Annotated in this window: 14 protein-coding genes; 3 read left to right on the top strand and 11 right to left on the bottom strand. The window is 61.7% G+C overall.

What is annotated here, in order from left to right; translation table 11 throughout:
• Positions 1-2: 2 nt before the first annotated feature.
• Together B9A15_RS10125 and B9A15_RS10120 are read left to right on the top strand one after the other, a co-directional pair.
• Complete coding sequence (locus B9A15_RS10125; RefSeq protein ID WP_244556888.1) at positions 3-1,208, top strand: bifunctional 2-C-methyl-D-erythritol 4-phosphate cytidylyltransferase/2-C-methyl-D-erythritol 2,4-cyclodiphosphate synthase; 1,206 nt, start codon at positions 3-5, stop codon at positions 1,206-1,208.
• Positions 1,205-1,696, top strand: coding sequence for a CinA family protein (locus tag B9A15_RS10120; protein ID WP_084409934.1), 492 nt, complete (start codon positions 1,205-1,207; stop codon positions 1,694-1,696). Before B9A15_RS10125 ends, B9A15_RS10120 begins: the two co-directional genes overlap by 4 nt.
• Here the strand turns inward: B9A15_RS10120 and B9A15_RS10115 are convergent.
• From B9A15_RS10115 to B9A15_RS10065, 11 genes are all read right to left on the bottom strand, one after another.
• Positions 1,693-2,151, bottom strand: coding sequence for a type II toxin-antitoxin system RatA family toxin (locus B9A15_RS10115; protein WP_084409933.1), 459 nt, complete (start codon positions 2,149-2,151; stop codon positions 1,693-1,695). The two genes, B9A15_RS10120 and B9A15_RS10115, sit on opposite strands and share 4 nt — an antisense overlap.
• A gap of 17 nt (positions 2,152-2,168) precedes the next feature.
• Positions 2,169-3,140 (bottom strand): lipoyl synthase, encoded by a 972-nt coding sequence (gene lipA, locus B9A15_RS10110; protein ID WP_084409932.1) that lies wholly within the window; start codon positions 3,138-3,140, stop codon positions 2,169-2,171.
• Positions 3,141-3,183: 43 nt separating this feature from the next.
• Positions 3,184-3,438 (bottom strand): GlsB/YeaQ/YmgE family stress response membrane protein, encoded by a 255-nt coding sequence (locus B9A15_RS10105; RefSeq protein ID WP_084409931.1) that lies wholly within the window; start codon positions 3,436-3,438, stop codon positions 3,184-3,186.
• 143 nt (positions 3,439-3,581) lie between these two features.
• Complete coding sequence (gene lpdA / locus B9A15_RS10100; RefSeq protein ID WP_084409930.1) at positions 3,582-5,036, bottom strand: dihydrolipoyl dehydrogenase; 1,455 nt, start codon at positions 5,034-5,036, stop codon at positions 3,582-3,584.
• Positions 5,037-5,106: 70 nt separating this feature from the next.
• The gene (locus B9A15_RS10095) at positions 5,107-5,754 is read right to left on the bottom strand and encodes an SGNH/GDSL hydrolase family protein (RefSeq protein WP_084409929.1); all 648 of its coding nucleotides are present in this window, start codon (positions 5,752-5,754) and stop codon (positions 5,107-5,109) included.
• 13 nt (positions 5,755-5,767) lie between these two features.
• Positions 5,768-7,174, bottom strand: a complete 1,407-nt coding sequence (locus B9A15_RS10090; protein WP_084409928.1) for a pyruvate dehydrogenase complex dihydrolipoamide acetyltransferase — start codon at positions 7,172-7,174, stop codon at positions 5,768-5,770.
• 19 nt (positions 7,175-7,193) lie between these two features.
• Positions 7,194-7,811 carry a Uma2 family endonuclease gene (locus tag B9A15_RS10085; RefSeq protein WP_244556887.1) on the bottom strand — a complete coding sequence of 206 codons (618 nt, stop codon included), beginning with the start codon at positions 7,809-7,811 and terminating at the stop codon, positions 7,194-7,196.
• A gap of 6 nt (positions 7,812-7,817) precedes the next feature.
• On the bottom strand, positions 7,818-8,318 hold the full coding sequence (locus tag B9A15_RS10080; RefSeq protein ID WP_084409926.1) for an SRPBCC family protein: 501 nt from the start codon (positions 8,316-8,318) through the stop codon (positions 7,818-7,820).
• 9 nt (positions 8,319-8,327) lie between these two features.
• The gene (locus B9A15_RS10075) at positions 8,328-9,779 is read right to left on the bottom strand and encodes a pyruvate dehydrogenase complex E1 component subunit beta (RefSeq protein WP_084409925.1); all 1,452 of its coding nucleotides are present in this window, start codon (positions 9,777-9,779) and stop codon (positions 8,328-8,330) included.
• 18 nt (positions 9,780-9,797) lie between these two features.
• On the bottom strand, positions 9,798-10,907 hold the full coding sequence (gene pdhA, locus B9A15_RS10070) for a pyruvate dehydrogenase (acetyl-transferring) E1 component subunit alpha (protein WP_170923238.1): 1,110 nt from the start codon (positions 10,905-10,907) through the stop codon (positions 9,798-9,800).
• A gap of 260 nt (positions 10,908-11,167) precedes the next feature.
• Positions 11,168-11,476, bottom strand: a complete 309-nt coding sequence (locus B9A15_RS10065) for an FtsB family cell division protein (RefSeq protein ID WP_084409924.1) — start codon at positions 11,474-11,476, stop codon at positions 11,168-11,170.
• A 382-nt stretch (positions 11,477-11,858) separates the two neighbouring features.
• Here B9A15_RS10065 and B9A15_RS10060 point away from each other — a divergent pair, with 382 nt between their 5' ends.
• On the top strand, positions 11,859-12,821 hold the full coding sequence (locus B9A15_RS10060; protein ID WP_244556886.1) for a formate/nitrite transporter family protein: 963 nt from the start codon (positions 11,859-11,861) through the stop codon (positions 12,819-12,821).
• Positions 12,822-12,851 lie beyond the last annotated feature (30 nt).

The raw sequence follows: 12,851 nt of genomic DNA, 5'->3' as shown, positions 1-12,851 counted from the left end.
GAATGATGTTCCAAAGGGTTGCGGCGCTCGTGGTCGCCGGTGGTCGCGGCGAGCGTGCGGGGCCGCATGCGGATGGGCCGAAACAGTTTCGACGGATCGGCGGGGTTGCCGTGCTTTTGCGCACACTTCGCCTTTTTGCCGCTCACCCTCGCATCTCCGACCTGATCCTCGTCGGCCATGCCGCGGATCGCGAGCGGATCTTCGATCTTCTTGCCGGCACCGATCTGAGTGAAAGGGTCGATCTCGTCGATGGTGGCCCAAGCCGACAGGCTTCGGTCGCCAACGGCCTGCAAGCCATGGAGCGACGAGCGCCGGATGCCGTGCTGATCCATGACGCGGTACGCCCCTTCGTGGACGCAGCACTGATCGACCGGGTGATCGCAGCCATAGAGCCCAGTGCCGGCGCCCTGCCAGTCGTCGCCGTCGCCGATACGCTCAAGGCAGGGAAGGACGGCCTCGTTGTGCGAACAGTCGACCGCGCCGGGCTTTATGCCGCGCAAACGCCGCAAGGCTTTCCGTTCAGTCCTATACTCGAAGCTCATCTCAAGGCGGCTCGATCCGGCGGCGAAGCCTTCACCGACGACGCGTCGATCGCCGAATGGGCGGGCCTCCCCGTTCGCCTCGTCGAAGGCGACCCGAGCAATGTGAAACTGACGACGGCGCGCGACATCGCGCTCGCCGACCGTCAGATTAGTCAATCCAAGGAGGCGCAATTGCCGATCGATGTACGGACGGGCAATGGCTATGATGTCCATCGTCTCGTCGAAGGCGACCACGTTACATTGTGCGGCGTACGGATCCGGCACGATCAGTCGCTTTCAGGCCATTCCGACGCCGATGTCGGCTTCCACGCCCTCACCGACGCTCTTCTCGCCACCTGCGGGGCAGGCGATATCGGAGATCATTTTCCGCCCAGCGATCCCCAATGGCGGGGCGCGGCCTCGCACATTTTCCTCAGCCACGCCAAGGCTGTCGTGGAAGCCAAAGGCGGACGCATCATGAATGCCGATGTCTCGCTCATTTGCGAGGCGCCGAAGATCGCGCCCCATCGCGAGGCCATGTGCGCCGAGATCGGGCGCCTTCTCGGCCTCGAGCGCGACCGCGTCTCCGTCAAGGCGACGACCAACGAGACGATCGGCTTTGTCGGGCGCCGGGAGGGGATCGCCGCGATCGCGACGGCATCGGTCGCCTTCGGGGAAGATCGATGAGTGAACGGAGCGACGAGATTATCGGCCTGGCAGAGCGGCTCGTGCGTCACTTTGCGGACAAAGGCCTGATGCTGGCCACCGTCGAATCCTGCACGGGCGGCCTGGTCGCCGGCGCGGTTACGGAGATCGCCGGCTCCTCCGCTGTTCTCGACCGCGGCTTCGTGACCTATACGAACGAGGCCAAGATGGATCTCGTCGGGGTTGATCCCGCCGCCCTCGCCGCCCATGGCGCGGTGTCCGAAACCGTCGCGCGGCAGATGGCCGAAGGGGGCTTGAGCCATTCCCGCGCGGCCGTCAGCGTCGCGATCACGGGGATTGCCGGACCCGGCGGAGGGTCGGACGCAAAGCCGGTCGGCCTCGTCCATTTCGCTTGCGCCGGTCCGAAGGGCATCATCCATAAGGAATGTCGCTTCGGCGCCATCGGTCGACAGGCCGTGCGCGAAGCCAGCGTCATTCAAGCGCTGCAAATGGCGCTCGAGGCGAGCTAGCTCGGATTCGGCCCATAGATTTCGTCGGCGCGTTTCTCAAAAGCCTCGGCAAACCGGCGAAAGGCGAAATCGAACATCGAGCCCATTAGAAGACCAAGAGTGCGGCTCTTGAATTCGTAGTCGATGAAGAATTTCACGTCGCACTGCGCTTCGCCAGCGGGTTCGAAGGTCCAGCGATTGTCGAGATATCGGAAGGGACCGTCGACATATTTCACATCGATCTGATGGTCTTCAGGCTTCAGGAGCACCTGGCTCGTGAATGTCTCGCGGACCATCTTGTAGGCCACCGTCATGTCGGCGATCAAAAGCCGCTTGCCGTCCCGCTCGCGCTCTGAGCGCACGACGAGGCTCTGGCAGAGAGGCAGAAACTCCGGATATTTCTCCACATCCGCCACGAGCTCGAACATTTCCTCGGGCGTATGGCGGACACGGCGGGTCGTTTCGTATTTCGGCATCGCTTGTCAGAACGCTCTCAAGCCGCCCGAAGGCGTGCGAGACGCGCAGCCTTCAACCGCTCGAAGTCCTCGCCCGCATGATGGGACGAGCGTGTGAGGGGGCTGGCGGACACGACAAGGAAGCCCTTGGCCATCGCCACCGTTTCGAAGGACTTGAACTCGTCCGGCGTCACATAGCGGATGACCGGATGATGCTTGCGGGTCGGCTGAAGATACTGGCCGATGGTCAGGAAGTCGACATCGGCCGAACGCAGGTCATCCATCAGCTGCAGAACTTCGTTCCGCTCCTCGCCCAGGCCGACCATGATGCCGGATTTGGTGAAGATCGTCGGATCAAGCTCTTTCACCTGTTGAAGAAGCCGGATTGAATGGAAGTAGCGAGCACCTGGACGAACCGTCAGATATTTTGACGGGACGGTCTCCAGATTGTGGTTGAAGACGTCGGGCCGCGCCTCGACCACGCGCTCCAGCGCGCCTGGCTTGCGCAGAAAGTCCGGCGTCAGGATTTCAATGGTCGTGCCAGGAGCCGCAGCCCGGATCGCGCGGATCGTGCGCACGAAATGCTCGGCGCCACCATCGGCCAGATCGTCCCGATCAACCGAGGTGATGACGACGTGGTTCAAGCCCATCTTGGCGACAGCACGGCCGACGCTTTCCGGCTCGCTCTCGTCGAGAGCATGGGGCATGCCGGTCGCCACATTGCAGAAAGAGCAGGCGCGCGTGCAGATGCCGCCCATGATCATGAAGGTCGCGTGCTTCTTGTCCCAGCATTCCCCGATATTCGGGCAGCCAGCTTCCTCGCAGACCGTCACAAGCTTATTGGAGCGGGCGATCTTGCGGGTCTCTTCGAAGCCACGCCCAACAGGCGCGCGCACTCTTATCCAGTCCGGCTTGGGCGGGCTGGCGGCCGTATCCGGCCTATGCGCTTTTTCCGGATGACGAAGCCGCGGCTTGGCGGCTTCGTCGCGATTATCGAGCACGGTGACCATGGACGTTACTTAAGTCGAGCGGCACACCGATGCAATCGTTGCGTCAGGCGCGGCCGCGGATGAGACGGAAGATGAAGATCAACAGGCAGGCGCCGACAAAACCCGTGATCAGATAGGCGAAGGAGAACGACGCGCCGGCGCCGACACCAAGCCCGGTCAGCTGCAGGAGAAAGCTCAGAACGATCGCACCGACAATACCGAGTATGATGTTCATGAACACGCCCATGTCGCTGCCCATGACCTTTTCGGCAAGCCATCCTGCGATGCCGCCGACGATGATTGCTGCAAGCCAACCCATTACCAAATCTCCTTGAGAGTCCGATTTCGCTCAAGGAAGATAGGGGCTCTCGCGACGAGACAAGACGAATTGTCGCGATTCGCCCCCGATTTTCTTGCGCAAGTTTCGACGGCGAGCGGTCAGTGGGCCCCTCGCCTCGCCCCTTACATGTGAATGACACGACCAAAGGCGTCGAGCGCGGATTCATGCATCATTTCCGACAAGGTTGGATGCGGGAAGACCGTGTGGAAAAGCTCTTCCTCGGTCGTCTCCAACCCCATGGCGACGACGAAGCCCTGAATGAGTTCGGTGACTTCCGCGCCCACCATATGGGCGCCCAGAAGCTCGCCGGTCTTGGCATCAAACACAGTCTTGACCATGCCGTCCGGCTCGCCGAGCGCGATCGCCTTGCCGTTGCCGGTGAAGCTGAAACGGCCGACCTTCACCTCGCGGCCAGCCTCCTTCGCCTTCGCCTCAGTCAGGCCGACACTGGCAATCTGCGGCTGACAATAGGTGCAGCCCGGGATCTGAGTGGACTTCATGGGATGGGCGTCGAGGCCTTTGATCGCTTCCACACAGATCGTGCCCTCATGCTCGGCCTTGTGGGCGAGCATCGGGGGACCGGCGACGTCACCGATGGCGTAGATACCGGAAACGTTGGTGCGACCGAGGCCATCGGTCTTGACAACGCCGCGTTCGATGGTGACGCCCGCTTCTTCCAGGCCGAGCCCCTCGATATTGCCCTGAACGCCAACGGCCGAGATCAGGCGCTCGGCCTTCAAGGTCTCGCTCTTACCGCCCTTCGTCTCCACCGTGACCGTGACGCCATCCGAACCCTTCTCGACCTTCGCCACCTTGGCGTCGGTCATGATCTTCATGCCCTGCTTCTCGAACTGCTTGCGGGCAAGCTTAGCGACCTCGGCATCCTCGACGGGCAGAATCTGCGGCAGAAGCTCGATAACCGTCACGTCGGCGCCCATCGTGCGATAGAAGGAGGCGAATTCGATGCCGATCGCGCCCGATCCCATGACGATCAAGCTCTTCGGCATCGCCTTCGGCTTCATCGCCTCGAAATAGGTCCAGATCCGATCGCCATCGGGCTCGATACCGGGCAGGACGCGCGGGCGCGCGCCCGTCGCGACGATGACGTGCTTGGCCTTGTAGGTCCCCTCGCCCAAGACGCCTTTCGGGACCGGGTTCTGCGGCTCCACGGCCGGTTTGGCACTCTTGCCGACGGAGACTTCGACCGGCGCGCCCTTGGCCGCCTTGGCGATCTTCGCCTGGCCCCAGATGACATCGATCTTGTTCTTCTTCATCAGATAGGCGACGCCGCCATTCAGCTGCGCAGAGACGCCCCGCGAGCGCTTGACCACGGCCTCCATGTCGAAGCTCGGCTTCTCGATCTTCAGACCGTAATTGGCACCATGTTCGGCATAGTGGAAGATTTCCGCCGAGCGCAGCAGGGCCTTGGTCGGAATGCAGCCCCAGTTCAGGCAGATGCCGCCGAGATGCTCGCGCTCGACGACGGCGGTCTTGAAGCCGAGCTGGGCGGCGCGGATCGCCGCCACATAGCCCCCCGGCCCGCCGCCGATGATCAAGATATCGTAGGTGTCAGCCAATGGGTCGTCTCCCCGATCTGTTCGTTGTGTCGACGCGTTGAACGTCTCAAATTATCGTTGGCCGTCGCGGTCAGTCGCCGAGATCGAGCAATTCACGGACGGGGCCGACCAAGGCCTCGCCAAGGCGCCTCGTGTTCTCGGCATCGAGATGAACCCCGTCGAGCGGCGAGGTCTCGCACACCTCGCCGGCGTCGAACATCGCGCATCCATATTCCTCGGCAACCTTGGTGACCGCCGAGCGGAAATGGATCGATTCCTCGACCGCATGGCCGAAGAGCAGCGCAAAGTCCGGCTCCATCGTCTCGCAGAAGGGCGGCGGCGCGACGAGCAGAAGCTTAGGCGCCTCATAGCCCCGCTGATAGGGAAAGCACTGGACGATCTCGACCAGCCTTTCGAGACCCTGCCGGCTCTCGAAGACCCGCCCGCCGCCGGTGCTTCTCTTCAGATCGTTGGTCCCCAGCATGATGACGACGAGGTCGAGCGGCTGATGGCTGGCGAGAAGCGTGGGCAACACTCGCGCGCCATTGCGATCGGCCGCGACGAAATCCTCGTCAAACGCCGTGGTCCGCCCGTTCAGCCCTTCTGAGATGACGCGCACCTTATGGCCAAGAGCGCGGCCGACGACGTTCGGCCAACGGTCGAAGAACTCGTGGCGCAAGGCCGTTTCCGGATTGTAGCCCCAGGTGAGCGAGTCGCCGAAGGCGAGGATCGTCTTCATCGATCGTCGCCCCTTAGACCAGCATGGACATCGGGTTTTCGATGAACTGCTTGAAGGCCGAGATCAGCTCGGCGCCCAGCGCGCCATCCACCGTGCGGTGATCGGTCGACAGAGTGACGGTCATCACCGTCGCGACCTTGATCTCACCATTATTCACGACCGCGCGCTGCTCGCCGCCGCCGACCGCCAGGATCGTCGAATGGGGCGGGTTGATCACGGCGGAGAAGTCCTTGATCCCGAACATACCGAGATTGGACACCGCCGTCGTACCGCCCTGATATTCCTGCGGCTGGAGCTTGCGGGCACGGGCTCGCTTGGCAAGGTCCTTCATCTCGTTGGAGATGGTCGACAGCGTCTTCTCCTCGGCCTTACGGATGATCGGCGTAATCAAACCGCCTTCGATCGCAACCGCGACGCCCACATCGGCGTGCTTGTGTTTGATCGTCGCCGTCTCGGTCCAGGAGACATTCGCCATCGGCACGGCCTTCAAAGCCAGCGCCATGGCCTTGATGACCATATCGTTGACGGACAACTTGTAGGCCGGCTTGTCGCCCTGGTCGGTCTTGACCGATGGCGCGGCGCCATTCAGTTGCTGACGGAGGGCAAGAAGCGCGTCGAGCTCGCAATCCACCGAGAGATAGAAATGCGGGACGGTCTGCTTGGATTCGACCAACCGCTTGGCGATCGTCTTGCGCATTCCATCATGAGGAATCTTTTCGTAGGAGCCTTCCTCGAAGAGCTTGAGGATCGCCTCCTCGCTGGCGCCCTTGGCCATCGGCGCGGGGGCTGCTGCCTTCGGCGCCTCTTTCGGCTGCTCGCTCTTGGCGGCGGCCGCCTTGCCGGTGCCTTCGCTCTTGGCCTTTTCGATATCGGCCTTCACGACGCGGCCATGCGGCCCGGTCCCCGACACTGCGGACAAGTCGAGGCCTGCATCCTTGGCGAGACGGCGTGCAAGCGGCGAGGCAAAAACACGATCGCCGCCGCCCGATGCCTTGGCGTCCGACCCACCGCCCGCGGGACGGCTGTCGCCGCGCATCTCCGGGTCCTTGGCATCGGCTTCGCTGCCCTTGGCCGGCGCATCGGCTTTCGTATCGGCATTCATCGCGCCGCCCTTGGCATCGCCAGACGGTGCCGGATCGCTATCGCCACCGCCTTTGGCGGCCTCGGACACGTCCTCGCCCTCGGCCGCCAGGATCGCGATCACGGCATTGACCTTCACGCCCTCGGTGCCAGCCGGAACGACGATCTTGGCAAGAACGCCCTCGTCGACCGCCTCGACTTCCATCGTCGCCTTGTCGGTCTCGATCTCGGCGATGACATCGCCCGCCGCGATCTCGTCGCCTTCCTTCTTCAGCCATTTGGCGAGGTTGCCCTCCTCCATGGTCGGAGACAGAGCGGGCATGGTGACGTTGATCGGCATGGGCGTCTCCGGACGGTTCTTAGTTGTCGTCTTTTGCAGTTTCAGCCGCCGTCTTCAGCGGCCAGAGAATGGAAAGAGGAAAGGCGATGGCGTCGAAGGGCGGCGCGGCAACCTCGTCGCCCTCCTCATAGGTTCGACCCACCAACCACTCGCCATTCGTGAGAACGAAGGTCTCCAAGATCTCCAAACGCGGATCCAGCAACCAGTAATGCGACACGCCGGCCTGCGCATAGGTCCGCCGCTTTCGCCCCCGATCCAGGCGTTCCGTCGAAGGAGACAGAACCTCACAGACCCAGTCGGGCGCGGTCTCGAAATAAGCTTTGTCGGGAAGGACCCGCAGGCGATCGATCCGCCATCCGGCGAGATCGGGGACGATAACTTCCTGGCACAGATGTAATTCAGGCTCGTCGAAAAACACCCAACCGCCGGGCCCCGAACGGCCGCGCTCGAAAGCGTCGCCAAGTTCAATGCCGAGCGATGTTGCTGCCTTGGCGTGTTTCGGCGCCGGACGCGGATGGGTCACCAATTCGCCGCCGATGATCTCGGCGACGAGATGGTCCGGCACGGCTTCGAGATCGGCATAGGTCGCGCGGCGCGTGCCGCTATGCCCCTCGCTCTCGAAGCCCATTTTTCCCATGACCGTTCAATGCCCCTCATTCGGTTCGTCGCCGCCGCCGCCATGTTGTTCGGCATGGCTTGCGAGATTGGCCAGATGAAGCGTCCAGCCGATCTCATGTTCGCCGAGAAGATCTGCCCGATCCGCCTCCGGCGCCTTCTCCCAGCCCTGATGCTCGATCGAGATGCGGGTCCCGCCCTCGACCTCTTCAAGCGTCACGGACACCACCGTATCGAAGGTCCAGTCCTCGTCGGCCCAGACCATGACGAAGCCCTCGGGCGGATGATAGGCGGTGACTTGCGCGCGGGTGGTTCGCATCGTTCCGTCAGGGGTCTTCCAAGGCTCGGTGAAACGTCCCCCGAGCTTCGGCTCGAAATCGACGGTCTCTCGCCACCATACCTTGAAGCAGTCGGGCTCGGTGAGACACCGCCAGACATGCTGGCGGGAGGCTGCGATCGTCTTTTCGATCAGCAGCCGACCCGTTTCGGCATCGACCCGTTCGGACCCGGCAGTGACGGGAGCGAGCATCGCCTCACCTCAGTCGCGATAGCAGACGGCCTTGACCGCATCGATCACATCTTTGACCGAAGGCAGCGCCAGCTTTTCGAGATTGGCCGCATAGGGCATCGGCACATCCTTGCCCGCGACCTTCAGGACCGGCGCATCGAGATAGTCGAAGGCATGGACCATAATTTCCGAGGCGATATGGGCGCCGACGGAGGATTGCGGAAAGCCCTCCTCGACGGTCACGCAGCGATTGGTCTTCTTCACCGAGCGAAGCACCGTCTGCATGTCCATCGGGCGGATGGTGCGAAGATCGATGACCTCCGCATCGATTCCCTGACCGGCAAGCTCCTCGGCGGCCTTCACTGCATAGGTCATGCCGATGCCGAAGGAGACGATCGTCACGTCGCTCCCCTTGCGATGGACGCGGGCCTTGCCGATCGGCACCGTCCAGTCATCGAGCTTCGGCACGTCGAAGGACTGGCCGTAGAGGATCTCGTTTTCCAGGAAGATGACAGGATTCGGATCGCGAATGGCCGATTTCAAGAGGCCCTTCGCGTCGGCAGCTGAATAGGGCTGAACGACCTTCAGACCCGGAATATGGCTGTACCAGGCAGCGTAATCCTGGCTGTGCTGAGCCGCCACGCGCGCCGCCGCGCCGTTCGGACCGCGGAAGACGATCGGGCAGCCCATCTGACCGCCGGCCATATAAAGCGTCTTCGCCGCCGAATTGATGATCTGATCGATCGCCTGCATGGCGAAGTTGAAGGTCATGAATTCGACGATCGGGCGCAGACCGCCGAAAGCAGCACCGACTCCGAGACCGGCAAAGCCATGTTCGGTGATCGGCGTATCGACGACGCGGCGGGCACCGAATTCGTCGAGCAGACCTTGGGTGATCTTATAGGCGCCCTGATATTCGGCGACCTCTTCACCCATGACGAAGACCGCCTGGTCGCGGCGCATCTCTTCGGCCATGGCATCACGAAGCGCTTCGCGAACCGTGGTGGAGACCATCTCAGTGCCTTCCGGGATCTCCTGAGCGAAATCGCCGACGGGATCTTCCGGGTCAGGATGGGTCTTGCCTTCGGCCGGGACGCGGCGCTCTTCGAGCGGCGTCACCGTCGCGGCGCTGCGGGCCTGGTCTCCGCTATGGGCAACCGGCTCGTCGTCGGTCTTGGTCGCGACCTTCGGCTCGCCGCCGGCAGAGCCGCCGCTCTTGCCGATATCGCTTTCACTCTCGCCTTCTGCGAGAAGAATGGCGATCGGCGCATTCACCTTCACGCCTTCGGTGCCGGCCTCGACGAGGATCTTGCCGATCCGGCCCTCGTCGACGGCCTCGACTTCCATGGTCGCCTTGTCGGTCTCAATCTCGGCGATGACGTCGCCGGGCGCGACCTCGTCACCGACATTCTTGACCCATTTGGCGAGCGTGCCTTCCTCCATCGTCGGAGAAAGAGCGGGCATCAGGATTTCGGTTGGCATGTCCGCCCCTCCCCTTAATTATTCTGCGACCTGCGGAATCTCGTCCGCATAAATGTCCGTCCAGAGCTCGGAGGGATCCGGCTCGGGATCGTTCTGAGCGAAATCGGCGGAGTCGGCGACGATCTCGCGGACCTCCTTGTCGATCTCCTTGACCTCGTCTTCGGACATCCCATGATTTTCGAGGAGCCGCTTCTTGACCTGCTCGATCGGATCGGATTCCGAGCGCATCTTCTGCACTTCGTCGCGGGTCCGGTATTTCGCGGGGTCGGACATGGAGTGGCCGCGATAGCGATAGGTCATCATTTCGAGAATGATCGGCCCCTCGCCCGAGCGGCAATGCTCTGCCGCCATGTCGCCGGCCGCCTTCACGGCGCGCACATCCATACCGTCGATCTGAATGCCCGGGATCTTGAAGGACAATCCGCGATGGGAGAAATCGGTCTCCGCCGACGCGCGGGCGACAGACGTGCCCATCGCATATCGGTTGTTCTCGATCACGTAGATGACCGGGAGCTTCCACAACGAGGCCATGTTGAAGCTCTCATAGACCTGACCCTGATTGGCCGCGCCATCGCCGAAATAGGTGATGGCGACCGAGTCCTGATCGTTGTAGCGATTGGCGAAGGCAAGACCGGTTCCGATCGGCACCTGCGCGCCGACGATGCCGTGACCTCCGTAGAATTTCTTCTCCTTGGAGAACATGTGCATCGAGCCGCCCTTGCCTTTCGAGTAGCCCGAACGGCGACCCGTCAGCTCGGCCATGACGCCCCGCGCCTCCATGCCCGTGGCGAGCATGTGGCCGTGATCGCGGTAACCGGTGATCACCTGATCACCGTCCTTCATCGCCATCTGCATACCGACGACAACGGCTTCCTGGCCTATGTAGAGATGGCAGAAGCCGCCGATGAAGCCCATGCCATAAAGCTGGCCGGCCTTCTCCTCAAAGCGGCGAATCAGGAGCATGTCCCGATAGGCTCTAAGCTCATCGTCATTCGAAAAATCCGCAGGCTTGGGCGCCGAGAACTCTTCGAGGGTGCGGACGATCTCCTTGCCGGATTCGGTATCGACGGTTTTCGACCGTTTGGATTTTGCCGAACCGCCGGAGGCGCTGCTTTGCCGACCCGCCATGGTTCCTCCCAGCTGAACGAAGGTTTCGATTGTTTGTCAGCTGATGAGTAGCGCAGGAACCCAAGCCCTTCAAGCGCTCGAGGCACTTTAACCTGATTTCAGTTCAACAACGCAACTGCACAATCTTTAACGCAATTTCGGTTGAAGCTTGGCAAAACTCGATTGTTCGCGCTGAAATCAGCACGGCGCTCCTCATCGCCATTTGACCCCATACTTAGAGCATTTTGCGCGGAAGCAATCCAAACGAATGATCAAAGCAATCAGTTGAGGATCACGATCTCGTCTGCCGTCACGACGTTCAGAGCGCGGCGCGCCTGTTCGTCGATCATGTCGCGCTCCAGCGTTCCGTCGTGCAGCATTCCGACCCGGCGCTCCAAGCGCTCACGCTCGCCCTTCAACTCGTTGAGCGCCGCTGTCCGCACGGCGATCCGCCGCTCGAGCTGCTCCTTAGCCAAAAGGCCATAGCCCCCCGTCTGCGCATGGACGGTGAAATAGGCCAGAATGATCGCGGTGATCGTCGGAACGATCAATCGTCCGAGCCGTGTCCGTCGTTTCTGAATGGTCCGCATAGGGGTCTCCTTGGGCCGGAGCCTGCCATGAGATGGTTAAAGCATTGTATAACCGCACCTTTCACAGGTCCGTCATCGGCTCGTTCCTGACATGGGGTAGCGAAATTCGACGGCGAACCGGCGTCGAGAGTCGACCTCGACAAGAAGACGCGAAGCGGGCCGGCGGTTTGACGTTGTGACGGGGCTTGCAGTTCATTTCGTCCGCCATGGAAGCCCTCCAATCGGTGCGGTTCTGCACTACGACTACCCGCAATCCCGTTCTGTCCCGACATGATCAAACTCTCGGCATCGTGCCGACTTCATCAGTGCAAGCTCTAATTTCGAAAGATCAACATTTGGCATCGGCGATCATCGTTGGATGCCGCAGCGGGACGGAGTGCTTATGGACAGACCGGAAGATGACATCGTCCGCAAGGAAAATCGCCAGAGCGAAAAAGAAGAGGCGATGCGCCGAAGCGATCCGGATGACGAACTGGAAAATGCGCCGGACAAGGGTGAGACGCTGGCCGATTATTTCTCCTTCGAGGAAGTCTTCGCCCGGGTCCTGTCATCCGCCGATCACGAGCTCCACGTCACCAACCGCTATCTCTTCTGGAGTGGGCTCGGCGCCGGCGGCGCGATCGGACTGACCTTCCTAGCCCGTGTCATCTTCACCGAAGCGTCCGGCGAGGCCGAGCCAGGACTTCTCGGGAACCTGCTCTACCCCGTCGGCTTCCTCATCATCGTTCTCGGCCGATATCAGCTCTTCACCGAAAACACCCTCACCCCCGTCGTCCTGGTCCTCACCAAGCTTGCAAGCATCGTCAATCTCTTGCGGCTTTGGGGCGTCGTTCTCGTCGCCAATCTCGTCGGCGCGCTCGGCGTTGCGGCTCTCGTCGCCTATTTCGATGTCCTTGATCCCGAACGCGTCGCGAAGGGAATCGAGATCGGCCGCCACGCTTACGAGACGGGATGGTACACGCTTTTCTCCAAAGCCGTCATCGCCGGATGGATCGTCGCTGCCATGGTCTGGCTTATTCATGCCTCGCGCGATACGATCTCGAAAATCGCCATCGTCTATATCCTGATGTATTTTCTCGCGGTCTGCGGATTCTACCACGTCGTCACCTCGTCGGTTGAAGTGTTCTATCTGTCCTTCCGCACGGATGTTCCTTTCCTCCCGCTGTTCCCACAATTCGTTCTGCCAGTCCTTCTCGGCAATACGATCGGTGGGGTCACCTTCGTCGCGGTCCTCAACTACGCGCAATTTGCTGAGCACAAGGATTCGTTGATGTTCGAGCGCTATGGCGAGCGGATGAGCTTGAAGGATTGGGTGTTCGGTCGACGCTCGAATGAGGCGAGTTGATCGACCGCCTCTCGCCGGCCGATAAAAAAG

The organism is Fulvimarina manganoxydans, from assembly GCF_900176465.1.
Taxonomy (GTDB): Bacteria; Pseudomonadota; Alphaproteobacteria; order Rhizobiales; family Rhizobiaceae; genus Fulvimarina; species Fulvimarina manganoxydans.
This window is presented reverse-complemented; position numbering and strand designations above follow the sequence as displayed.

Bases quoted from the DNA above. Each gene is read 5' to 3' on its own strand.
- B9A15_RS10125 (WP_244556888.1), top strand. From the start codon at position 3: ATGATGTTCCAAAGGGTTGCGGCGCTCGTGGTCGCCGGTGGTCGCGGC.
- B9A15_RS10120 (WP_084409934.1), top strand. From the start codon at position 1,205: ATGAGTGAACGGAGCGACGAGATTATCGGCCTGGCAGAGCGGCTCGTG.
- B9A15_RS10115 (WP_084409933.1), bottom strand. From the start codon at position 2,151: ATGCCGAAATACGAAACGACCCGCCGTGTCCGCCATACGCCCGAGGAA.
- lipA (WP_084409932.1), bottom strand. From the start codon at position 3,140: ATGGTCACCGTGCTCGATAATCGCGACGAAGCCGCCAAGCCGCGGCTT.
- B9A15_RS10105 (WP_084409931.1), bottom strand. From the start codon at position 3,438: ATGGGTTGGCTTGCAGCAATCATCGTCGGCGGCATCGCAGGATGGCTT.
- B9A15_RS10095 (WP_084409929.1), bottom strand. From the start codon at position 5,754: ATGAAGACGATCCTCGCCTTCGGCGACTCGCTCACCTGGGGCTACAAT.
- B9A15_RS10090 (WP_084409928.1), bottom strand. From the start codon at position 7,174: ATGCCGATCAACGTCACCATGCCCGCTCTGTCTCCGACCATGGAGGAG.
- B9A15_RS10085 (WP_244556887.1), bottom strand. From the start codon at position 7,811: ATGGGAAAAATGGGCTTCGAGAGCGAGGGGCATAGCGGCACGCGCCGC.
- B9A15_RS10080 (WP_084409926.1), bottom strand. From the start codon at position 8,318: ATGCTCGCTCCCGTCACTGCCGGGTCCGAACGGGTCGATGCCGAAACG.
- B9A15_RS10075 (WP_084409925.1), bottom strand. From the start codon at position 9,779: ATGCCAACCGAAATCCTGATGCCCGCTCTTTCTCCGACGATGGAGGAA.
- pdhA (WP_170923238.1), bottom strand. From the start codon at position 10,907: ATGGCGGGTCGGCAAAGCAGCGCCTCCGGCGGTTCGGCAAAATCCAAA.
- B9A15_RS10065 (WP_084409924.1), bottom strand. From the start codon at position 11,476: ATGCGGACCATTCAGAAACGACGGACACGGCTCGGACGATTGATCGTT.
- B9A15_RS10060 (WP_244556886.1), top strand. From the start codon at position 11,859: ATGGACAGACCGGAAGATGACATCGTCCGCAAGGAAAATCGCCAGAGC.